A 20,890-nucleotide genomic window follows, 5' to 3' on the forward strand; every position below is an offset into this window, starting at 1 on the left:
CTGCCGGATCCGTCTAGTGTGCAGCTCTACGATGGACACACCGTCACGACTGGAGTGCTGCCCATGCCCGCGACCGTCCGCGATCTGCTCGCCGAGCCGGCGTTCCGGCTCCGGATCCTCGCCGGCGTGCACGACGAGGCCGCGCTCGACGCGCCGCTGGTCTGGGCTCACTCCTCCGACCTCGTCGACCCGACTCCGTGGCTCGAATCGGGGCAGCTGCTGCTGACCGACGGGGTGCACTTCACCGGCGACGATGCTGCCGAGTTCTCGGAGGCGTACGTCGCGCGCCTGCGCGGCCGCGGCATCCGTGCGCTCGGCTTCGCGACCGAGATCGTGCACGACCAGGTGCCGGCCCGCCTCGTCGCGGCCTGCGAACGGCAGGGGCTGCCCCTGCTCGAGGTGGCCGAGCGCACCCCCTTCATGGGCATCATCCGCTTCGTCGCCGACGTCATCTCGCGCGAGCAGCGCGAGCGGCTCGAGTGGTCGCTGGAGGCGCAGCGGCGCGTCGCCAGGGCGGCACTGCGCCCCGACGGGCTCGCCGCGATCCTCTCGGAGCTGGAGCGCCAGCTCGACTGCTGGGTCGCGCTCTACGACGCGGTCGGGCAGCGCGTGCACCTGCCGACGCGGCTCGACGTCCCGGAGGCGGCCGAGGCCTCGGTCGCCGCGGCCGTGCGTCACGCGCTCTCCCGCGGCAGCCGGGCGGGCCTCCGCCTCGACGACGGCGGCGGGGTCACCCTGCAGACCCTGGGGCAGCGCGACCATCTGCGCGGGGTGCTCGCGGTCGGCACCGGGACTCCGCTCGACCCGGCCGGCAACGATCTGGTCGCGAGCGTGATCGGGCTCGCGAGCATCGCCCTCGAGCAGCGCCGGGCGCTCGACACCTCGCGCCGGCAGCTGCGCTCGGGTCTGCTCGAGCTGCTCGCCGCGGGCGCGTTCGACGTCGCCGCCCGCACGGCGCGGCAGCTCTGGGGCACCCTGCCCGCCGAGCCAGTGCGGGTCAGCGTCCTGAGCGAGCCCGTCCGCGGTGACTCGCTGCTCGACGAGCTCGAGGTGTTCGCCGAGGAGAACGGCGCGCGCCTCTTCTTCGCCGAGCGCGACGACGCCCTCGTGGTCGTCACCGGCGCCGACGACCTCGACCTGATCGCGGGTGTGCTCGAGCGTCACGGCGCGACCGCCGGCGCCTCCGCCCCGATCGCCTGGGCCGAGCTCGATCGGGGTCTCGCGGAGGCGCGTCGCGCGGCCGAGCGCGCCACCCCCGACCGGCCGCTGCTGCGCTTCGAAGACGTGGCCGAGCAGGGCATGCTCGGCCTGCTCGCCGCGTCCGGAGCCGAGCCGCTCGCCCGGCGGATGCTCGAGCCGCTCCTGACCCGCGACGGCGCTCTCCTGCTCGAGTCGGCCCGCGTCTGGCTCCGCCGCAACGGCGCCTGGGACCCGGCCGCCCGCGAGCTCGGCGTGCACCGCCACACCCTCCGCAACCGCATCACCGCGGTGGAGCGGGCGCTCAGCATCGATCTCGACGATTTCGGCGCGCGCACCGAGCTCTGGACCGCGATGGCCTTCCTCCCGGACCACTGATCGATCAGCGCCTCTGCGCCCCGCCCCCGACGACGGTGGGTCTCGATACACCGCCCGCGGCGGCTACTCGACCAGCGGGCAGGCGAGCAGGCCTCTCGGTCTGCCCGCCGGACGTCCTTCTCAGGGCCGAGCGCAACCGGCGATCCGCGTCCTAGCGGATCGTCGTGCGCGGACGCGAGACGCTCTGCGGAACCCGGCCACCTCGCCGAGCCGACTGCGGCCGATCGACGAGCGCAGCGAGGAGAGAGGCCTAGGAGTTCTGCGGGAAGCCGAGGTTGATGCCGCCGTGGCTGGGGTCGAGCCATCGGGACGTGATGGCCTTCTGCTGGGTGAAGAAGCGCACGCCCTCGGCGCCGTGGGCTTTCGTGTCGCCGAACAGGGACGACTTCCAGCCGCCGAACGAGAACGTCGCGACCGGGACCGGGATGGGCACGTTGATGCCGATCATCCCGACCTCGACCTCGTTCTGGAACCGGCGGGCCGCGCCTCCGTCGTTAGTGAAGATCGCCGTCCCGTTCCCGAACGCACCGTTGTTGATCAACGCCACGCCCTCCTCGTAGGACTGCACGCGCACGATCGAGAGCACCGGTCCGAAGATCTCCTCGGTGTACACCTTCGACGTGATCGGCACGTCATCGATGAGCGTCGGCCCCAGCCAGAACCCGTTCGGATCCCCGTCGACCTCGATCCCGCGACCATCGATGACGACCTTCGCTCCGTCCTCCTCCGCGATGGCGATGTACGACGCGACCTTGTCGCGGTGCACCTGCGTCACTAGCGGCCCCATGTCGCAGCCACGGCGTCCGTCGCCGATGCGCAGCTTCGAGGCGCGCTCCTGGATCTTCGTGATGAGCTCGTCCGCGACGGGCTCCACCGCGACGACCACCGAGATGGCCATGCACCGCTCCCCCGCCGAGCCGAAACCGGCGTTGATGGCGGAGTCCGCAACGAGGTCGAGATCGGCGTCCGGCAGCACCAGCATGTGGTTCTTCGCACCACCCAGCGCCTGCACGCGCTTGCCGTGCTTCGTCCCCGTCTCGTACACGTACTGCGCGATGGGCGTCGACCCGACGAACGAGATCGACTTCACATCCGGGTGCTCGAGCAGCCCGTCGACCGCGACCTTGTCACCGTTCAGCACCGTGAAGACGCCGTCGGGCAGGCCCGCCTCCTTCCACAGGGCACCCAGCCAGATCGCGGCGGACGGATCCTTCTCGGACGGCTTCACCACCACGCTGTTGCCCGCCGCGATCGCGATCGGGAAGAACCACATCGGCACCATCGCCGGGAAATTGAACGGGCTGATGATCCCCACGACTCCCAGCGGCTGCTTGGTCGAGTACACGTCGACGCCGGTCGAGACCTGCTCGGAGTACTCGCCCTTCAAGTGGTGCGCCAGCCCGGGCACATCGGCACCATCGCCGGGAACACATCGGCACCATCGCCGGGAAATTGAACGGGCTGATGATCCCCACGACTCCCAGCGGCTGCTTGGTCGAGTACACGTCGACGCCGGTCGAGACCTGCTCGGAGTACTCGCCCTTCAAGTGGTGCGCCAGCCCGGTCGCGAACTCCACCACCTCCTGCCCTCGGGTGATCTCGCCCAGAGCGTCGGACACGACCTTGCCGTGCTCGGAGGTGATGATCTCGGCCAGCTCCAGCTTCTTCGCCTCCAGCAGCTCCCGGAACCTGAACACGATCTGCTGACGCTTCGCCAGCGACGTGTCCCGCCACGCCGGGAACGCGGCCTTGCGAGCGTCGTCGCGCAGGGCTATGATCTCGGCCAGCTCCAGCTTATGATCTCGGCCAGCTCCAGCTTCTTCGCCTCCAGCAGCTCCCGGAACCTGAACACGATCTGCTGACGCTTCGCCAGCGACGTGTCCCGCCACGCCGGGAACGCGGCCTTGGCGGACGCGACGGCCGCATCGATCTCGGCCTGGTTCGCGAGCGCGACCTCCTTCGTCACGACGCCCAGCGCCGGGTCGTAGACCGGCGACGTCCGGCCCGACGACGACGCCGACAGCGCCCCATCGATCCAGTGGCCGACGACGGCGAGGCCGTCCGTGGACGGGGAGGTGCGGGGCTCGGCGATGCTCATGGGGTCGACTGTAAGCGGCCCACCTCCCCCGACACCCGCGGATTCGTCTAGCTCGAACCCTCCGGGCTGGACACATCCGGCTCGAAGCGGGCCAGCGCCGCCGTGATGTTGTCGTGTCCGCCGCGCTCGTTCGCCCAGGCGACCAGCGCCTCCGCCAGCGTCACCGGGTCGCTGCCGACCCGGGCGAGCGCGTCGTGCAGCACTCGCGCCAGATCGTCGGCGGGCGACGCGTAGTTCCACAGCCCGTCCGAGCACGCGAGCACCCAGCCCGGCTCGTCGAGCACGACGGAGGCGATGGTCGGCGACTCGTCGTGCGCATCGGCCCCCAGCCACTTGGTGATCGCGTGCGCATCGGGTGCCGACTCCGCCTGCTCGCGGCTCGTGCCCGAGGCGATCTGCTCCTGCGCCCACGAGTCGTCGACGGTCAGCTGGCGGGCCTCGCCCGCGTCGGGGATCCAGTAGCTGCGGCTGTCGCCCACATTGCCGGTGACCAGCAGGGCGCCGTCGAGGATCGCCGCGGTGAAGGTGCACGACGGCGGGTTCGCCCGCTTCTCGGGCACTGCGGCGTCGATCGCTCCGGAGGCGCGCGCCACCGCCATCTGCAGCAGCGCGCCCCAGCGGTCGGCTCCGCGCGCCTCCTCGGCGACCTCGGCCTGCAGAGCGCTGAGGGCGGCACGGGCCGCCGCGAGGGAGGCGCGGTCGGAGTCGGGGGTCGACGAGACGCCGTCGCAGACCACCAGCAGGGCGGTACGCAGAGCGCCGTCGGTGGCCACCGCCCCGAGCGCCATCGCGTCTTCGTTCGCCGCGTGGCGGATGCCGCGGTCGCAGACGCCGCCGACCAGCGGGTGCGGCGCCTCGGACCAGTGCTCGCGCTGGGTCGGCGCCCGCTGCCCGCACTGCTCGCAGTAGCCGTCGTCGGCCACCGCTCCCCCGCAGTACACGCACGGGGTGGGCTCGGCTGCCGACGGCTCGGCCGCCCGCACGATCAGCGTGCTGCCGCAGGCCTCGCAGAAGGCGTCCCCGGCGCTCACCGGCTCGCCGCAGACCGGGCAGGCGGTCGCGAGCTCGCCGCTCACGTCAGGGTCCAGCGGCGGATGTCATTGGCGCGGTCGACGAGGCGCAGCCGCTCCTCCTTCTCGCGGGTCGCGCTCGCGAGCGCCCGGTACGACGCCTCGAGGCCGTCCCGGATCGCGGCCTCGTTGGCCTCGACTCCGCCCAGCATCGCGCCCTCGGCGGGCCCGTCGCGGCGGACGAGCTCGAGCGCCGACTCGAGCACGCCCGTCGTCAGCTCGAGGCGGGCGCGCTGGTCGATCGCGACGGAGTCGATGCTCGACAGGGCCGCCGAGAGCGACGGGAGCCCGCGCCCCGATCCCGCCAGCAGCTCCGCACGGCGGCGGCGGGCGTCGACGTAGGACGAGCGCGTGGGCGTGACGATGTCGAGGGCATCGAGCGCCCCGTCGAGGTCGGCGCGGTGCTGCCGCACGCGGGCGAGGCCGAAGGCGGCCGGCGCCGTGTAGTTCGCGTCCGCTCGGGCGCAGATCACGTAGAGCGACTCCGCCACCTCGGGCTCGCCGCTCGACTCGCAGGCCGCGGCGAGCGCCAGCTTGGGCGCGAGCTCGCCGGGCACCTGGCCGTAGACGGTGTTGAACGAGGCGCGGGCGCCGACGGAGTCGCCCCGCGCCAGCTGCGCGAGCCCGCTCATCCAGACGGCCCGCCACTCCCACGGGTCCTCGGTGAGGATCTCGCCGGTCGCGCGGGAGACCTCGTCCCAGCGCTCGGCCTCGATCGCCGCGCGGGCGCGCGACAGCCTCACCTCGACGGTCACCGTCGGCGCCAGCGCGAGGGCGCGGAGACGGACGATCGGGTCGGCCACGTTGACGCCGGCCAGCCACGCCTTCGCCGCATCCGACTCGTCGATCTTCAGCAGCGGCAGCGCGTCCCACGGCAGCGGCCGGTCGACGACGTCGGCCACGGGCGCCTCGAACAGCGCCGACTCGGTGGAGTGCAGTGCGGGATGACCCGGTCCGCGGTCGGTCGCGACGACCTCGCGCAGCACGCCGAGCAGCTGCCCGCGCATCTCGTCGACGGTGGCGAAGCGGTCCTGCGGATCGGGCGCGCAGGCCTTGGCGATCAGGCGGTAGAAGGAGTCGTATCGCTGGAACAGCGGCGTCTCGGACACGGGCGGCAGCGAGGCCACGTAGGTGGTCTGGTTGCCGCGGAAGTCGAGCACGAGCGATGCGATGGTGCGCCCGATCGTGTACACGTCCGAGGCGATGGACGGACCGACCTCGGGCACCTCCGGAGCCTGGTAGCCGACGGTGCCGTAGATGGCCGACTCGTCGTCGTCCATCCGGCGCACGCCACCGAGGTCGATCAGCTTCACCTGGTCGCCGACCTGGATCATGTTGTCGGGCTTGAAGTCGCAGTAGAGCATCCCGTGGTCGTGCAGGTACGCGAACGCGGGCATGACCTCGAGCACGAACGCCAGCGCCTGGTCGACGGGCAGCGGGTCGGCCGATCCCCCGTTGGCGTCGAGCCGCTCCTTCAGGATCTGCTTGAGGCTCGGGCCGCCGACGTACTCCATCACGATGTAGCCGGCGCCGTCGTGCATCACGAAGTTGTAGATCTCGACGATCAGCGGGTGCTCGACCTCGGCGAGGAACTGCCGCTCGGTGATCGCCGCGGCGTACGCGTCGGGGTCGCCGGAGTTGAGCAGGCCCTTGAGCACGACGAAGCGCCCCGAGACGTTCTGGTCGCGGGCGAGGTAGATCCAGCCGAGCCCGCCGTAGGCGAGGCAGCCCGCGACCTCGTACTGGCCGCCGACGACGTCGCCCTGCTTCAGCTGCGGGGTGAACGAGAACGGCGTGCGGCAGTTGGGGCAGAAGCCCTCGGTGCGGCCGGCCTTGCCGTCGCGGCCACGGCCGACCGCGGTGCCGCAGTTCGAGCAGAAGCGCTTGCGCTCGGGGAGCACCGCCTCCGTCATCAGCGCGGCCATCGGGTCGGCGGCGGGGCGCGAGGGCACGGTCGTGAGTCCGGCGCCCAGGCGCGGTCCGCGGAGGCGGGTCGACGTCGTGCCGACCCGTCGCGTCACCTTCGAGCCGGTCTGCGCGGTGCGCGCCGAGCCGAGCGCGGCGGTCGCGAGGCGGGCCGAGGAGGTGCGTCCGCTCCGCGCGGTCGCCGCCTCCTCGGCATCCGGGGCGGCGGAGGCGTCGGGCGTGCCCTCGACGAAGCCGGTGCCGAACGCGGCCGACGCGGTCGCGGGGGCGGCTCCCCGCGCGGTGGGCGCCGATACCGCAGCCGCCGTCTCGGGCGGCAGCCCGCAGACGTTGCAGTAGCCGTCCTCGATGACTCCGGTGCAGCCCGGGGTCGAGGTGCAGGGTGAGCCGTTCATGGGGTGGCCTTCCGGTGGGGGGTGCTCGGCAGATCGCGGGTGACGACGTCGTACTGCTCGACGAGGTGGCGGGCGAGCGGCACCGGGCAGGGCACGGCGTCGAGGGCGGCGCGCACCTCCTCCTCGGCGGCGATCCCGACCGCGGAGACGGCGCGGCCGTTCGCGACGGCCCGCTCGCGAAGAGCGCGGAGGCGGAACCCGAGGGCGGCCCGCTCTCGCAGCGGCGAGGTGTACGCGGCCTCGACCGCGTCGAAGGCGCGGCTCACCGCGGTGAGGCGGGCGAGGTGCGCGTCGAGCGCCTGCCGGTTCGACGGCGGATCGCCGAGCCGCGAGACGTCGGGCACCGCGAGCCGGGGCGGGTCGGCGATCTCGCGGCGGCAGCGGGCCACGAGTTCGCGCAACGGCGCCTCGCGACGCTCCGCCGCCTCCGCCAGCTCGACGGCCCGGCGACGGTCGCGGTCGAGACCACGGCGCTCGGAGGCGGCGATGATCAGGTCGCGCTCGAGACGGGCGGAGTCGCTCTCGAGCTGCCCGAGCGGGCCCGACACGTCGGCTCCCCGGCCCGCCTTCTCGGCCAGCGCGTCGAGGCGCGAGCGCAGCACGGCGACACGCTGCGCGGCGTCCTGGTCGACGGTTCCGCGGTTGTCGCGGGTGAGGTCGCGGCAGCGCTCGATCTCGGCGCGCACGCCGACGATCCGCCCCGCGACATCGGTGCCGCTGGGGTCGAGCTCGAGCCGCGACTTCAGCTGCCCGACGACCGCGTCGCAGAGCCGCACGGCCTCGACGAGCGAGACCGCGGCACTGGCGCCCGAGCCGGTGGAGTCGAGCCGCCCCCAGATCAGCTGCGACATCCGCTCGCGGGCGACGACGTCGACCCGCCCCGAGTCCCAGACCAGCTCGAGCTCGGCGAGGCGGCGGGTGACCGACTCGCGCAGCGACTGCGCGAGCACCACGTCGGAGGTGTAGCTGTCGGCCTGAGGCGAGGCGAGAGCGGCCGCGTCCAGGCGCGAGAGCTCGCGGGTGGTGCGCTCGAGCCAGCGCCCGAGAGCGGCGAGGTACTCGAACAGCTCGCGCTGCGGCACGGCCTCGCCGAGGCGCCCCGGAGCGACCGGGCTCCCCTCCGCGGTTCCCGTGATGCTCATCGCCCGTAGGTCGCCGCGGGAGGCGATGCCGCCCCGAGCTCGCCGAGCCAGCGGTCGTAGATGCTCTGCCAGCGGCCGTCGGTGCGGAGGCTCTCGAGTGCGGCGTTCACGAAGCGCACGTAGTCGGGGTCGCCGGCGGGCATGCCCAGCCCGTACGGCTCGGAGCTCAGCTGACCGCCGATCACCTTCGCGTACGGGTCCTGCGCGACGAAGCCGGCGAGGATCGTGTCGTCGCCCGCGATCGCGTCGACGGTCCCCTCCTGGAACTGCGCGAGGCACTGGGTGTGGGTGTCGGCGGCGACCGCCTCGACATCGGGGTAGTCGCTCTCGAGCCGGCTGAGCGTGGTGGTGCTGCGCGGGGCGCAGACCTTCTGATCGGCCAGACCGTCGATGCTCGTCGCTGCGTTGTCCTCGGACACCAGGACCTTCAGCCCCGCGTCGTAGTACTCGGACGAGAACGCGATGCTGCTCCAGCGGTCGCAGGTCATCGTGAGCGTGCGGGCGACCATGTCGACCTGCGGCGCCCCGTCTCCGCCGGTCAGGGCAGGCAGGCGCTGAGCGGAGGTGATCACGACGAAGGTGATCGCGTCGGGGTTCCCGAGGATCGCGCGGGCCATCTCGCGGGCGATGTCGATGTCGAAGCCCTCGATCGCGCCGGTGAGCGGGTTGCGCGAGCTCATCAGCAGCGTGTCGGCCGAGACGCCGACTTTGAGGGTGCCGTTGGTGCGGATCTCGGCGAGCCGCGCGCTGTCGGTCACTCCGGTGGGGGCGTAGGAGGTGACAGCCGACGGCGAGCACTCGGTCGCCGCGGGCGCGGCGCTCGCAGTGGCCGTGGGTGCCGCGGTCGGAGTCGCGGTCCCGACGACCGTGCCGAGGTCGTCGGCACCTGTCGTGCAGCCGGAGACGGCGAGGGTGGCGGCCAGCACCAGGGCGGCGGCGGCGGTGCGCAGACGGTTCATCGGTACTCCTCCAGTCGCTGCGAGACCCCGCGCCAGGCGAGACCGGCCCCCACGAGGCCGGCGGCCAGCAGGATCCACGAGGCGATCGACGAGATCGCGCCCCAGGTGCCGAGAGTGGCGCGGGTGATCGCGGCGTCGTCCTCCACGGCGTCCCCGGCATCCGTCGAGAAGGCCGAGAACGCGGCGTTCGCTGAGCCGGGCTCGGTGGCCACGGCCAGCTCGACAGCGTCGTCCCACAGCCCGCCGTCATCGGCCGCGCGGATGCCGTCGTGCAGCGCGAGCCACGCATCCAGCTCGCTCACGAGCGAGCCGTCCACGATCCCCGCGTCCACCCCGTCCTGCAGCTTCTCCCGCGCCTCCCCGGCCGCCTCCTGGAACTGCGCCTCGAGCGCCGCCCCCGAGCCGCGCTTGATCAGGGTGAAGCTCTCGAGCGACTTCGCGTCCGTGGCCGCGGTGAGGGCCTGCGAGACGGCGAGCGTCGCGCGGTAGGAGTCGCTGCGCACCGAGGCGGCGTTCGAGGCGGTCGTGCCGAACACGACTCCGCCGGCGATGCCGAGCACGAGCAGCAGCACGGTGGCCGTCGCGAGCGAGCGGTTGAGGTAGCGGTGCGTGCGGCGGGCGAGCCAGATCTGCGCGCCGACCATCAGCAGCAGCATCGCGAGCGAGCCGACGAGCAGCAGCGTGCTCCAGCGCACGGTGTCGTAGGCGCTCGCGACGCGGTCGGCACCGGTGGCGACGAGATCGTTCAGGTCGTCGAGCACGCCGTCCTCGGCGGTGAGCACGGTGGACGCCTGATCGAGGTACGCCGAGCCGACCGGGAAGCCCTGCCGGTTGTTCGCTCGGGCCTGCTCGATCAGGCCGCTGTAGGTCGTCAGGTCGCGCGCGACGGCGGCGAGGGCTTCGGCGTCGCGGGGCTCGGCGGCCGCGAGCGTCGACAGCTGCGAGGCCGCGACCTGGAGGTCGCCGGTGAACTCGGCGCGCTGATCGGCCGGCTCGAGGCCGCCGACGAGGAACGTGTTGGCCGCGATCGCGTTCGCGCCGACCAGGGTGTTGCGCACGTTCTGCACGCCGACGATCTGCGTCGACTGCTCTCGGGCCTCGGCTGCGGCGCGCGCCTGCAGCGCCCCCGCCTGCTGGGCGAAGACCCCGAACAGCACCGCCGCGACGGCGGTCAGCACGAGCAGGAGGCGGAGGGTGCGCGGAGTGGTCGAGGTCGCCCGGGCGAGCAGGGTCGGCTTCGCGGGGGGTGCGGGCGCCGGCGCGGGTGCCGGCGGCGCGGTGGCGATGCTCATCTGTTCTCCTCCATGGGTGCAGCCTCTGCTTCCACGACGTCCTCCGGCACGAGGATCCGCAGCTCGTCGAGCGTCGGCTCCTCGGTGTCGCGCAGCCGCCAGGCGTGCCGGGCGATGGAGGCGTCGAGCACGTTGCGCACCCAGCGCCCGTTGCCGAACGCCTCCGTGCGCTGCTGGGCCGCGGCGAGCTCGGCGAACGCGGCGAGCGCCTCCTCGGTCGGCTCGAAATCGGCCGAGGAGGCGAGGCGCGCGAAGATCGCCGACAGCTCGTCGTCGGAGTAGTCGGCGAAGTCGATCGTGGTCGAGAAGCGGCTCGCGAGACCCGGGTTCGTGTCGAGGAAGCCCTGCATGGGTCCGGAGTAGCCGGCCACGATCACGACCAGGTCGCCGCGGTGGTCCTCCATGTCCTTGACCAGCGTGGTGATCGCCTCCGCGCCGTACTGGTCGAGCGCGAGGGCGTAGGCCTCGTCGATGAAGAGGACGCCGCCGCGGGCCTTCGCGATGACCTCGGCGGTCTTCATCGAGGTCTGGCCGAGGTAGCCGGCGACGAGCTCGGAGCGGTCGACCTCGACGAGCACGCCCTTCGAGAGGATGCCGAGCGAGCGGTAGATCCGCGAGACGAGCCGGGCGACGGTCGTCTTGCCGGTGCCGGGGTTGCCGGTGAAGACCAGGTGGCGGGTGAGCGTCGGCGTGGTGAGTCCGGCGGCCTGGCGGAGCGTGTCGATGCGGAGCAGCTGCGTCTGCCGCTTGATCTCGCTCTTGACCCTGTCGAGCCCGATCAGCGCGTCGAGCTCGGCGAGGAGGTCCTCGATCTTCTCGGGTGGGGGCAGCGGCTCGGGCTCCTCCTCCGCGGCCGGGGCGGCAGGAGGCGCGGCAGCGGTCGGCGGGGTGACCTCGTCCTGCGGCCCCTCGTGCTCGGTGCGGCGCAGGCGCGCGAGGATCTCGTCGACTCCGGGCACTCCCGTGGGCAGATCGGTCGGGAGCGGGGAGGGCGGCATCGGAGCACCGCGAGAACCCTGCACCGGCAGCGCCGCGAGCTGGGCGGCGGCGGCCGCGGAGGCGGAGGCGATGCCTCCGATGCCCGGATCGCCCAGTGCGCTCGCGGCCGAGACGACCTCGGTGAGCGCCCGGGCGTAGGCGCTCGCGTGCTCGGACCCGGCCGCGACCAGCGACGCGAGCAGGTCGGTCGGCGAGCTGCGCCAGCGCCGCCCGCGGGACGCCGCCGTGAAGAAGGCCTCGAGGCCGCCCGGAGTCCCGGTCTGCGCGAGCCAGTCCTGGCCCGCTCCCGTGATCGACTCGGCGACGGCGGCGGAGAGCCGACCGCCCTCCTCGCGCACGACGGCGGCGTCGAGCCCCGCCTCGGATCCGGTGAGCACGAGCGCGTCGAGCGCGGCGGTGAGCGCGGTCACGACGCCCTCGGCGGCTGGAGGGAACCGGGTGCGCTCGGGGGCTGGAGCGTGTCAGGCGCGGGCGTCGCATCGAGCCCGCTCGGCGACAGCGACGACTCCGTGAACTTCTCGGCGAGGAACTGCCCGTGGGCGATCAGCGCGGAGGCATCCTGGCGCGAGACGGCGTCGGAGATGCGGTCGAGCGTCGCCCCGAGGAGGTCGAGCTGGTCGCAGAGGATCATCAGCGAGGTCTTCCCCTTGTGGACGGCGCGGCGGTCGGCGAAGTCGCGCGGCAGGCGGAGGTAGCCCTCGACCGCCTCCGGCAGATAGCTGGTCGCGGAGGCCACCACCGTGTGCCCCTGCTGGCTCATCCCCCCGAGGCGGTCGAGCCGGGGCACCATCTCGCGCACGGTCTCATCGACGCGCCGGATGCGGGCGGCGACGATCGGCGGCACACGATCCTTCGTCTCGGCCGCGACCCGGTCGAGCGCCGCGAGGATGTCGTCGCTCGACGGCACGCGCGGGAGGGCGGGCGCGGTCTCCGCCGGGGCGGCGGGCTCATCGCCGCCGAACAGTCGGGAGAGCCAGCCCATCGGCTATCGACCGAGATCGAGCGAGGAGGCCGCGTCGATGTCGGAGTTGCTGCGGCGCGCGCGCTCGACGTAGTCGCCCGCCTTCGCGGTCTCGACCTGCAGTACGCCGACCGTCTGGGCCATGCTGTCGAGCGCCTTGATCTTGAAGTCCGAGATCGAGTCCATCGTCTGGTAGATGTTCGCGAACGCCGCCTGCAGCTGCGGCAGGCCGACCGTGGCCGACGCCGCCTGCGACTGGATGCTCGCGGACTGCTCGGCGAGCATCCGCGAGGTGGCCTCGATCATGTTCGAGGTCGTCGTGTTGAGCGCCGTGATCTGGTCGAGCACCAGGCGCTGGTTGGCGAGCGCCTGCGCGACGATGACGGCGGTGCGCAGGGCCGAGACCGTGGTCGTGGTGGCGCGGTCGACCCCCTTGATGAGCTCGACGTTGTTCTTGATGACGACGTCGATCGCGAGGTAGCCCTGGATCGAGACGGCCAGCTGGGTCAGCAGGTCCTGGTGCTTCTGACGGGCGTAGAAGAGGACGTCCTCGCGGAGCGCCCGGGCGCGATCGGGGTCGGTCGCGTCGAGCTCGGCGATCTTCGCCGAGAGCTTCACGTCGAGCCGCTCGGCGACGTAGATGTACTCGTTGAGACGCGTCATCGTGTCCCACAGGTTCTGCTTCTCGAGGTTGAGCGCCGCGTTGTCCTTGCGCAGCTCGTCCTGCCCGTCGTACAGCGCCTGGATGATCGCGTTGAGGTGCGACTGCGCGCTCTCGTAGCGGCGGAAGTAGTCGGTGATCTTGTTGCCGAAGGGGATGAAGCCGAGGATCTTCTTCTGGATGTTGTCCTCGGACGGGTCGAGATCCTCGACCGTGCGGCGCAGCTCGAGCAGCGTCCTGCCGATGTTCGAGCCCTCGCTCAGGCCGCCCTCCTGCAGGGCGCGCACCGGAGTCTTGAGCAGCCGGTTGGAGGAGTCGGCGGCCGAGCGGATGTCGGCGTCGCCCATCGTGCGGATGTCGTTGGCCTTCGCCGCGAACTCGGGGCTGCGCGCCTCCGTCTGCAGCAGCGAGTTCAGGTAGCCGTCGACCTTGGCCTCGAGGCCGGGCAGCGCCTGCTCGGGCACCTTCGGCGCGATCGACGGCGCCGATGTCGTCGACACGGCCGACACGGGTGCCGGCGGCGTGAGAGAAAGGGCGTTTTGCGGCGGCTGCAGAGCCTCGGTCATCGGGATCCTCACCGTTTCCTGGCGCTCGGCGCCGACTGCGGATGAACGTCGAGACAGTGTATCCCGAGGCGTTGTGCGGGAGCCCCGGTCACCGGCGGCGCAGAGTGGCGACCGCGACACCTCCGAGCGCGATCGCGCCTCCGATCAGGGCGGCGAGCGGCGGAGTCTCGGCGAGCACCAGCCACGAGAGCAGCACGACGACCGCGGGCACGGCGTAGGTCGTCGCCGCCGTGCGCCCCGCGCTGGTGCGGGCGAGCACGTAGCCCCAGGTGGTGAAGGCGATCGCCGTCGGGAACACGCCGAGGTACAGGACCGCGAGCACGGAGGAGAGCGGGGCCGCGGCGAGGTCGCCGATCAGCTCCGGCGCGAACGGCAGGCAGGCGACGGTCGCCGCGAGGCAGCCGATCCAGGTCATGGTCGGTGCGTCGATCCGCCCGAGCAGCCGCTTCTGGAGGGTCGCGGCACCGCCGTAGAGGACGGCCGCGGTGAGCGCCAGCGCCACCCCGATCGCGTCGAACTGCCCGGTGGAGGTCGAGATCGCGATGACCGCGACTCCGATGAGCGCCACGAGCATGCCGCCGAGCAGTCGCCGCGGGAAGCCCTCGCCGAGGAGGAGTCCGGCCAGCACCGCGGTGATCATCGGCGCGATGTTGACGATCAGGGCGGCCGTGCCCGCGTCGACGTGACGCTCGGCGGCGTTGAGAGCGAGGTTGTAGAGGCCGAACCAGGCGACGCCCCAGACGATCACGAGGGCGAGGAGGCGGCCTCGCGGGAGCGGCCTGCGCGTCGACGCGGGCCTGCGCGCGGTGAGCACGAGGTGCACGATCGTGAGCGCGACCGAGCCGACGGCGATCCGTCCGAGAGTCAGTGCGCCCGCGCCGAAGTCCTCGCCGGCGATGCGGATGCCGACGAACGCGGAGGCCCAGAGGAGGACGGTGGTGGCGATGGCGAGCCAGAGGAGTGTGGAGCCGCGGCGGGTGGTGGTGCTGGTCACGCTCCTATGGTCTCGTGCCGTGGCGAGTCCGTTGCGCGCCCGCCCAGGTGTCCTCGCAGCAGCACGGAGCACGATGTGGCGGTGACCCCCGTCGATCCGGTGCCCCTCGTCGATCCAGTGCCCCTCGTCGATCCCGTGACCCGCACTGCGCCCGCGCTCGGCGGGCCGCGCATCCTCCGCCAGCGCTGGACCGAGGCGTCCTTCCTGCACTGGCGCGTGGACCCGTCTCTCGTCGCGCCGCACCTCCCCCGCGGAGTGCGCCCCGACGAGTACGACGGCTCGTCGTGGGTCGGCCTGATCCCCTTCCGCCTGTCGCGGACGGCGTTCCTCGGCGGCCCGCGGGTGCCGTGGCTCGGCACCTTCCCCGAGGTCAACGTGCGGCTCTACTCCGTCGACGCGCAGGGGCGCCGCGGAGTGGTGTTCGTCTCTCTCGAGGCCTCGCACCTGCTGCCCGTCCTCACCGCGCAGGCCGTCTTCGGGCTCCCCTACCGCTGGGCGCGCATGAGCATCGAGCACCGCCACAGCGCCGTGATCTACGAGACCTCCCGCCTCCGCGACCCCGCGGCCCGATCGCGCATCGTGGTGCGGCCCACGCCGGGCACCGATGCGTCGGAGGATCCGCTCGCCTCGTTCCTCACCTCGCGCTGGGCCTACCACGAGAGCCACCTGGGCTCGACCTGGTACGGCCGCAACCTGCACCGGCCGTGGCCGCTGCAGCGCGCGTCGCTGCTCGCGCTCGACGACGGGCTGCTCGACGCGGCGGGCTTCCCGGGGCTGGCGGCGCGGGCACCCGACTCGGTGCTGTACTCGCCGGGCGTCGAGACGGTGTTCACGGTGCCGCGGAGGGTGTGACGCGGCGACTCGGCACACCCGGAGGGGGTCGTGATTCGGCCGACTTATCAGCGACTATTCGACTGGGCTTCACTACTTCGCCCCACTCGACGAGGAGCACCGTGGAATTGACTGAACGTCTGATCGCGCTTGCGAACAAGGTCACCCAGCAGCGGGACATCATCCTGACCGAGGAGGCGACGAAGAACGCTTTCGTCATGCCCTTCATCTCGACGATCCTCGGCTACGACGTGTTCAATCCCCTCGAGGTGGTCCCGGAGTTCGTCGCTGATGTCGGGGTCAAGAAGGGCGAGAAGATCGACTATGCGATCGTCCACAACGGCGATGTCCAGATGCTGGTCGAGTGCAAGAAGTCGAGCGAACTGCTCCGGATCGAGCACGCGTCGCAACTCTTCCGCTACTTCGCCGTGACGAACGCGCGCATCGCCATTCTCACGAACGGCGAGCAGTACCACTTCTACACAGACCTCGACGCTCCGAATCGCATGGATGCGAAGCCGTTCCTCGTGCTCGACCTGATGGACATCGATGAGACCCTCATTCCCGAGCTGTTGAAGCTCACCAAGGAGGTGTTCGATCTCGACTCGATCATCAATGCGGCCGGTGAGCTCAAGTACATCGGACAGATCAAACGCGAGCTCGGGGGTCAGTTCTCCGCTCCGACCGACGAGTGGATCAAGTTCTTCACCACCCGCGTCTACGACGGTGCATACACGCAGAAGGTCAGAGAGCAGTTCACAGCCCTGGTCTCGAAGGCGGCCAAGCAGTTCCTGAACGAGCAGGTGAACGAGCGTCTCAAGACTGCGCTCGGCGCCCCAACTTCCCTCGGACTGAGGCGATCGCTGCCGAGCAGGCCGTCACGAGCCAAGCCGTCGTCGAGGAGGAACTCGAGGATCAGAGTGATATCGAGACGACGCTCGAAGAACTGGAAGGGTTCCAGATCATCAAGGCGATCGCCTGCAGCGAGGTCAAGGTGAGCAGAATCGCTCAGCGCGACGCGAAATCGTACTTCGCTGTCATCCTCGACGACAACAATCGCAAGCCTGTCGCTCGACTTCACTTCAACAGGAAGCAGAAGTACCTCGGGACGTTCGACATCGAGAAGAACGAGACGAGGCACGCCATCGCCACTCTCGATGAGATCTACGAGCACGCTCAGACGATCCGGGAGACGGTACGGGCTTATGTGTAGTGACCCTCGGCAACCGCAGGCACCTGAGGTGACAGGCACCGACTCCGTACAGGCCACGGCTGCGAGCTCGAGGCGGTGCGCTGAGAAGGCGTGAGCTCTTCGTCGTCCTCCACAGGGTCGGCTTCGCGGGATCGTCCACCGGTCGGGCTCTCCGGACGGTCTGGTGTCGGTGGTCTGTGGTGTCATCCTCGTATGGTTCTTCTGGATGTGGATGCGAGGCCGCCGGGCGGTGTGTCGGTGCGCGAGTGCTTCGACGACGCGCTCGTGTCGGCGGTCGGTGCGGCCTGCGCGGTCGACGCGTTCCTGTCGCGGGCGCAGGCGCAGCGCTACGAGCTGGTCGAGCTCGCGCGGCTGGCGGCGGTGGCGCTGCCCGAGGCGCTCGTCGATCCCAGCGTGCAGAGGCACGTCGAGGTGATGGAGGCGGCGCAGCGCGCGCTGGTCGCGGAGATCGCGACGGGCATGCGGACGACGGAGGCCGACGCGGCGGCGCTGATCTCGGAGAGCGCGCTGCTCGTGAACGAGCTGCCCGACACCTTGACAGCGCTGCGGGAGGGGCGCTGCACTCCCGAGCACGTACGAGTGATCGTCAAGGCCGCGTGGGACGTCCCCGCGGCGGTCCGCGGACGCCTCGACGAGGAGGCGGCGGTGCTGGCGGCGGCGTTCACCGCCGGGCAGGTGCAGCGGCGGCTGCGTGCGGTCCGGGAGCGGCTGCATCCGGAGTCGGCGACGGCACGTCACCGGCGCTGCGCGGAACGCCGAGGGGTGTGGCTCGGCGGGGAGGCGGACGGGATGGCGACGCTTCACCTCCACCTGCCCGCCCCGGAGGCGCACGGCGCGTTCGACCGGCTCGATCGGGCCGCCCGCTCACTCGCTCAGGCGCCCGAGGAGGTGCGGACTGTGAGCCAGTTGCGGGCCGACGTCGCGGCGGCGCTCCTCCTCGACGGAGAGACATCGTCCGACGATGCGCACCGCACCACCACCGTGTCCGTCCCGGCGGGGATCCGACCACGCGTGTCGGTCACGGTTCCCGTGCTGACGCTCCTCGGGCGCTCGGAGGAGCCGGGCACCCTCGACGGGTACGGGCCGATCGACCCCGAGACCGCGCGCCGGCTCGCGGCCGACGCCCCCTCGTTCACCCGGATCCTCACGCACCCCGAGACCGGGGCGGTGCTGTCCGTCGGCCGCGACTCCTACCGCGTGCCCGCGGATCTGCGGCGCCACCTGCAGCACCGCGACGGGACCTGCCGCTTCCCGGGCTGCGTCCGCTCCGCGGTGGACAGCGACGTCGACCACAGCGTCGAGTGGCAGGACGGCGGCGCGACCGACGCGGACAACCTCGCTCACCTCTGCCGGCACCACCACCGCCTCCGCCACACGACCACCTGGACGCTCCGGCATCGGCCCGGAGGCGTTCTGGAATGGACGAGCCCCACCGGCCGGCGACACGTCACGCTCCCGGCCGAGCCCGAGCCGCCGTTCGCTCGGGAGCGAGGAGGGGAACGAGAACCGGACGGAGCACCGGAACGAGAACCCGACCCGGGCAGAGGACGAGAACGAGGTCCGGACCGAGAACGAGAATCCGGTCGAGGCGGGGTCTTCGCTCCGGCTCGGTTTCGAGGAGGGCCACCGCCGCCGTTCTGACGGGGCGAAGCGCTTCCCGGCGCCTCCGCGAGCTCGGAGCGAGGATCGAAGCGATGACGGAACCGGGAACAGTAACCGAGAACAGGAGCCGGAACAGGAGCCGGAGTCGGCGAAGGAGGAGAGGAGATGCAGATCGAGACAGCGCGCAGATCGAGACAGCGCGGCAGATCGAGGTCGAGCTCGAAGGCTGGTCGTCGGGCTGCTGCGGGCGACCCTTCCGCCGTGTCTGGCCGCCCGCGCTCCAGGACGCACCCCGTCCGTCCGCCGATGTCGTCGCCGGTCTGCAGCGAGCAGCCCTCGGCCACGGATCTGCGTCAAGGGGGTCCTGTGCGGTTCGGGCGACGGCGTAGCGTTCCCACTTCGGCCTGGTGACGGCGGGCGACGATACGAGAGGGAGAACCACATGACGGCAGACGCCGGCAGCAGCAGCACGAGCAGCACGACCGCCGTGCTCTTCGACATCGACGGAACGCTCGCCGACTCCAACTTCTTGCACATCGAGGCCTGGGCACGGGCGTTCTGGCAGTGCGATCTCGAGGTCGCGGCCTGGCGCATCCAGCGCGCGATCGGCGCCGACGCGGGCGAGCTGCTCGGCCTGCTCCTCGATGACGACGTCGACGACGCGACCAGGACGCAGCTGAAGGCGCTGCACGCGAAGAACTACGCCGAGCTGTCGGTGCGCATCGAGCCACTGCCGGGGGCACGCGAGCTGATCGCGGCGATCGCCGGCCGCGGCGCCCGGGTGGTGCTCGCGACCTCTGCTCCGCAGGAGGAGCTCGAGGTGCTGCTGCGGGTGCTCGACCTCGGCGACGGCATCGTGCACGCGATCACGAGCGGCGAGGACGTCGAGACGGCGAAGCCGAGCCCCGACCTGATCGGCATCGCCCTCGAGCGCGCGGGGGTCACGACCGACCACGCGATCATGATCGGAGACGCGACGTGGGACGTGATCGCCGCCGAGCGAGCCGGGCTCGCCACGGTCGCGGTGATGTCCGGCGGGACCGGCGAGCGCGAGCTGCGCGAGGCGGGCGCAGTCGCGGTCTACGAGGACGCCGCGGCGATCCTCACCGATCTCGACTCGGGGCCGCTGGCGAGCCTCCTGAACTGAGCCCGCACGAACGAGCAGCGTTCAGGAGGCCCGCGCCGTCAGCCCTGTCGGCGGCGGAGTACCAGCAGCGTGACTCCCACGGCCGCGACGACGGCGACGAGCGCACCGCCGATCCACAGGACGTCGCCCAGCAGTGCGGGATCGGCGGCCGACGCGCTCTCGGACTCGTCGGAGGTCGTCGCCGACTGGTTCGACACGTCGACCGTGCCGTTGCAGTCCGGCACCGACTCCGAGCCCTCGGCCAGCGTCGCGTCGGCGCCGGGCTGCCAGTCGAACGAGTACTGACCCGAGACCGGGTGGCCGTCGGTCGAGACGACCTGCCAGGTCACGTCGTACGACCCTGCCGCGCCGAGCTCGAGTGGCATGGACGCCTCCGGACCGCGCACCGTGACGCAGCCGTCGCCGTAGAAGAGCCCATCGGGACCGACGACGCGCAGCGCCGCCGCCGAGCCGTCGGTGCCGAGCACGAGGAGGTCGTCGTTGGTCGTGAGCATCAGCGTCCCGGGCTGCTCGGTGACCGTGGAGTCCTCCGCGGGCGTGGTCGAGACGAGGTAGTTGTGGGCGCTCGCGGGCGCCGCCACGGCGATCGAGCCGAGGAGCCCGATCGCGGCGGCGAGGAGGAGACGCCCGGCCCGTCGGGGGCTGCGGGTCACGCGGACGCCTTCGGGCCGCGGCGACGCGAAGCGAGGGCCACGGCGACACCCACGGCTCCGACGACGAGGCCGCCGACACCCAGGACGCGCGCGACGACGTCATCACCGGAGGGGGCTGCTGCGCTGGTGGCGGACGCGGCGGTCGTCACCGAGTCGTCGCCGTCGCCGTCGTCATCGCCGCCGTGATGGCCGGCGCCCTCCTCCGCAGCGGTCACGACGACGACCGGAGCGGGGAGCTCAGGCTCGTCCTGGCCCTCGACGGTGGGCTGGTCCCACGCGGTCGAGCCGGTCTCGCAGGTCTGCAGCACAGGGAACTCGAGGGTCTGACCCTCGGCGTCCTCGGGGATCTGCAGCTGCAGCGAGACGGTGTCGCGGTACCCGTCGGCCAACGGGGTCTTCGCGGTGTAGACCACATCGGAGACGCGCTCGGTCGCGGTGTTGCCGTGCGAGTCGGTCACGGGATCGGCGATCGCGACCTCGTTCTTGACGACGTCCCAGTTGGGGTTGACGGTCGGGCTGACGGAGTTGACGCCGTCGGGCATCGTGATCGTCAGCCCGGTGGTGGGCGAGCCGTCGCAGCCGTGCGCGAGCGAGAACGTGACGATGGTGTACGAGCCGGCGGCGGTGCTGCTCGCGGCAGCGGTGACGTGCGCGTTCGCCGCGGCGGGCGCCGAGAGGGCCAGAGCGAGGGCGCCCGCGGCGGCGAGGGTGCCGCCTCCGACGAGGCGCAGGCGGGAGGAGCGGGAGGAGGAAGACGTGGTCATGTGCGGAGTCCTTTGAAGACGGCGGATCGCCGGGAGCGAGGA

At 71.9% G+C, this 20,890-nt stretch carries 19 protein-coding genes and 1 pseudogene; 6 read left to right on the forward strand and 14 right to left on the reverse strand.

Annotated features, from left to right (window positions below; all coding sequences use genetic code 11):
• Nucleotides 1-63 precede the first annotated feature (63 nt).
• Entirely contained in the window at nt 64-1,575 is a 1,512-nt protein-coding gene (locus tag ASG06_RS01640) for a PucR family transcriptional regulator (protein ID WP_056037614.1), read from the forward strand.
• 250 nt (nt 1,576-1,825) lie between these two features.
• On the opposite strand, the gene mmsA is transcribed toward ASG06_RS01640, so the two are convergent.
• The 12 genes and pseudogenes from mmsA to ASG06_RS01700 form a co-directional block, all read right to left on the reverse strand.
• Entirely contained in the window at nt 1,826-2,983 is a 1,158-nt protein-coding gene (gene mmsA / locus ASG06_RS01645) for a CoA-acylating methylmalonate-semialdehyde dehydrogenase (RefSeq protein ID WP_231727580.1), read from the reverse strand.
• 22 nt (nt 2,984-3,005) lie between these two features.
• A pseudogene (locus ASG06_RS19365) lies at nt 3,006-3,323 on the reverse strand (aldehyde dehydrogenase family protein); the annotation flags it as partial.
• Nucleotides 3,324-3,346: 23 nt separating this feature from the next.
• Nucleotides 3,347-3,673, reverse strand: coding sequence for an aldehyde dehydrogenase family protein (locus ASG06_RS01655; RefSeq protein WP_056074124.1), 327 nt, complete (start codon nt 3,671-3,673; stop codon nt 3,347-3,349).
• 47 nt (nt 3,674-3,720) lie between these two features.
• Nucleotides 3,721-4,749 (reverse strand): PP2C family serine/threonine-protein phosphatase, encoded by a 1,029-nt coding sequence (locus ASG06_RS01660; protein ID WP_056037617.1) that lies wholly within the window; start codon nt 4,747-4,749, stop codon nt 3,721-3,723.
• The gene (locus tag ASG06_RS01665) at nt 4,746-7,064 is read right to left on the reverse strand and encodes a serine/threonine-protein kinase (protein WP_056037620.1); all 2,319 of its coding nucleotides are present in this window, start codon (nt 7,062-7,064) and stop codon (nt 4,746-4,748) included. Before ASG06_RS01665 ends, ASG06_RS01660 begins: the two co-directional genes overlap by 4 nt.
• On the reverse strand, nt 7,061-8,206 hold the full coding sequence (locus ASG06_RS01670) for a hypothetical protein (protein ID WP_056037623.1): 1,146 nt from the start codon (nt 8,204-8,206) through the stop codon (nt 7,061-7,063). Before ASG06_RS01670 ends, ASG06_RS01665 begins: the two co-directional genes overlap by 4 nt.
• Nucleotides 8,203-9,165 (reverse strand): glutamate ABC transporter substrate-binding protein, encoded by a 963-nt coding sequence (locus ASG06_RS01675; protein ID WP_056037625.1) that lies wholly within the window; start codon nt 9,163-9,165, stop codon nt 8,203-8,205. The genes ASG06_RS01670 and ASG06_RS01675 overlap by 4 nt, the downstream gene beginning before the upstream one ends.
• Nucleotides 9,162-10,457 (reverse strand): hypothetical protein, encoded by a 1,296-nt coding sequence (locus tag ASG06_RS01680; protein ID WP_056037628.1) that lies wholly within the window; start codon nt 10,455-10,457, stop codon nt 9,162-9,164. The genes ASG06_RS01675 and ASG06_RS01680 overlap by 4 nt, the downstream gene beginning before the upstream one ends.
• Nucleotides 10,454-11,866, reverse strand: a complete 1,413-nt coding sequence (locus ASG06_RS01685; RefSeq protein WP_056037631.1) for an AAA family ATPase — start codon at nt 11,864-11,866, stop codon at nt 10,454-10,456. Before ASG06_RS01685 ends, ASG06_RS01680 begins: the two co-directional genes overlap by 4 nt.
• Complete coding sequence (locus ASG06_RS01690) at nt 11,863-12,438, reverse strand: hypothetical protein (RefSeq protein WP_082498863.1); 576 nt, start codon at nt 12,436-12,438, stop codon at nt 11,863-11,865. The genes ASG06_RS01685 and ASG06_RS01690 overlap by 4 nt, the downstream gene beginning before the upstream one ends.
• Nucleotides 12,439-12,441: 3 nt before the next feature.
• Nucleotides 12,442-13,644, reverse strand: a complete 1,203-nt coding sequence (locus tag ASG06_RS01695; RefSeq protein WP_056037634.1) for a toxic anion resistance protein — start codon at nt 13,642-13,644, stop codon at nt 12,442-12,444.
• 88 nt (nt 13,645-13,732) lie between these two features.
• A complete protein-coding gene (locus ASG06_RS01700) occupies nt 13,733-14,638 on the reverse strand; it encodes a DMT family transporter (protein ID WP_056037637.1) in 906 nt (301 codons plus the stop codon).
• Between the two features lie 81 nt (nt 14,639-14,719).
• On the opposite strand from ASG06_RS01700, the gene ASG06_RS01705 reads away from it, so the two are divergent.
• From ASG06_RS01705 to ASG06_RS01720, 5 genes are all read left to right on the forward strand, one after another.
• On the forward strand, nt 14,720-15,490 hold the full coding sequence (locus ASG06_RS01705; RefSeq protein ID WP_231727581.1) for a YqjF family protein: 771 nt from the start codon (nt 14,720-14,722) through the stop codon (nt 15,488-15,490).
• Between the two features lie 101 nt (nt 15,491-15,591).
• On the forward strand, nt 15,592-16,467 hold the full coding sequence (locus ASG06_RS01710; protein WP_231727582.1) for a type I restriction endonuclease: 876 nt from the start codon (nt 15,592-15,594) through the stop codon (nt 16,465-16,467).
• Entirely contained in the window at nt 16,464-16,682 is a 219-nt protein-coding gene (locus ASG06_RS20665) for a hypothetical protein (RefSeq protein ID WP_231727583.1), read from the forward strand. Before ASG06_RS01710 ends, ASG06_RS20665 begins: the two co-directional genes overlap by 4 nt.
• Before the next feature lie 192 nt (nt 16,683-16,874).
• Complete coding sequence (locus ASG06_RS01715; RefSeq protein ID WP_082498865.1) at nt 16,875-18,323, forward strand: HNH endonuclease signature motif containing protein; 1,449 nt, start codon at nt 16,875-16,877, stop codon at nt 18,321-18,323.
• 403 nt (nt 18,324-18,726) lie between these two features.
• Nucleotides 18,727-19,431 (forward strand): HAD family hydrolase, encoded by a 705-nt coding sequence (locus tag ASG06_RS01720; protein ID WP_056037643.1) that lies wholly within the window; start codon nt 18,727-18,729, stop codon nt 19,429-19,431.
• 38 nt (nt 19,432-19,469) lie between these two features.
• On the opposite strand, the gene ASG06_RS01725 is transcribed toward ASG06_RS01720, so the two are convergent.
• Complete coding sequence (locus tag ASG06_RS01725) at nt 19,470-20,084, reverse strand: copper resistance CopC family protein (RefSeq protein ID WP_056037645.1); 615 nt, start codon at nt 20,082-20,084, stop codon at nt 19,470-19,472.
• On the reverse strand, nt 20,081-20,848 hold the full coding sequence (locus tag ASG06_RS01730) for a YcnI family copper-binding membrane protein (RefSeq protein ID WP_056037648.1): 768 nt from the start codon (nt 20,846-20,848) through the stop codon (nt 20,081-20,083). Before ASG06_RS01730 ends, ASG06_RS01725 begins: the two co-directional genes overlap by 4 nt.
• Nucleotides 20,849-20,890: the final 42 nt, after the last annotated feature.

Source organism: Rathayibacter sp. Leaf185, from assembly GCF_001423885.1.
In the GTDB taxonomy this organism is placed as follows: domain Bacteria; phylum Actinomycetota; class Actinomycetes; order Actinomycetales; family Microbacteriaceae; genus Rathayibacter.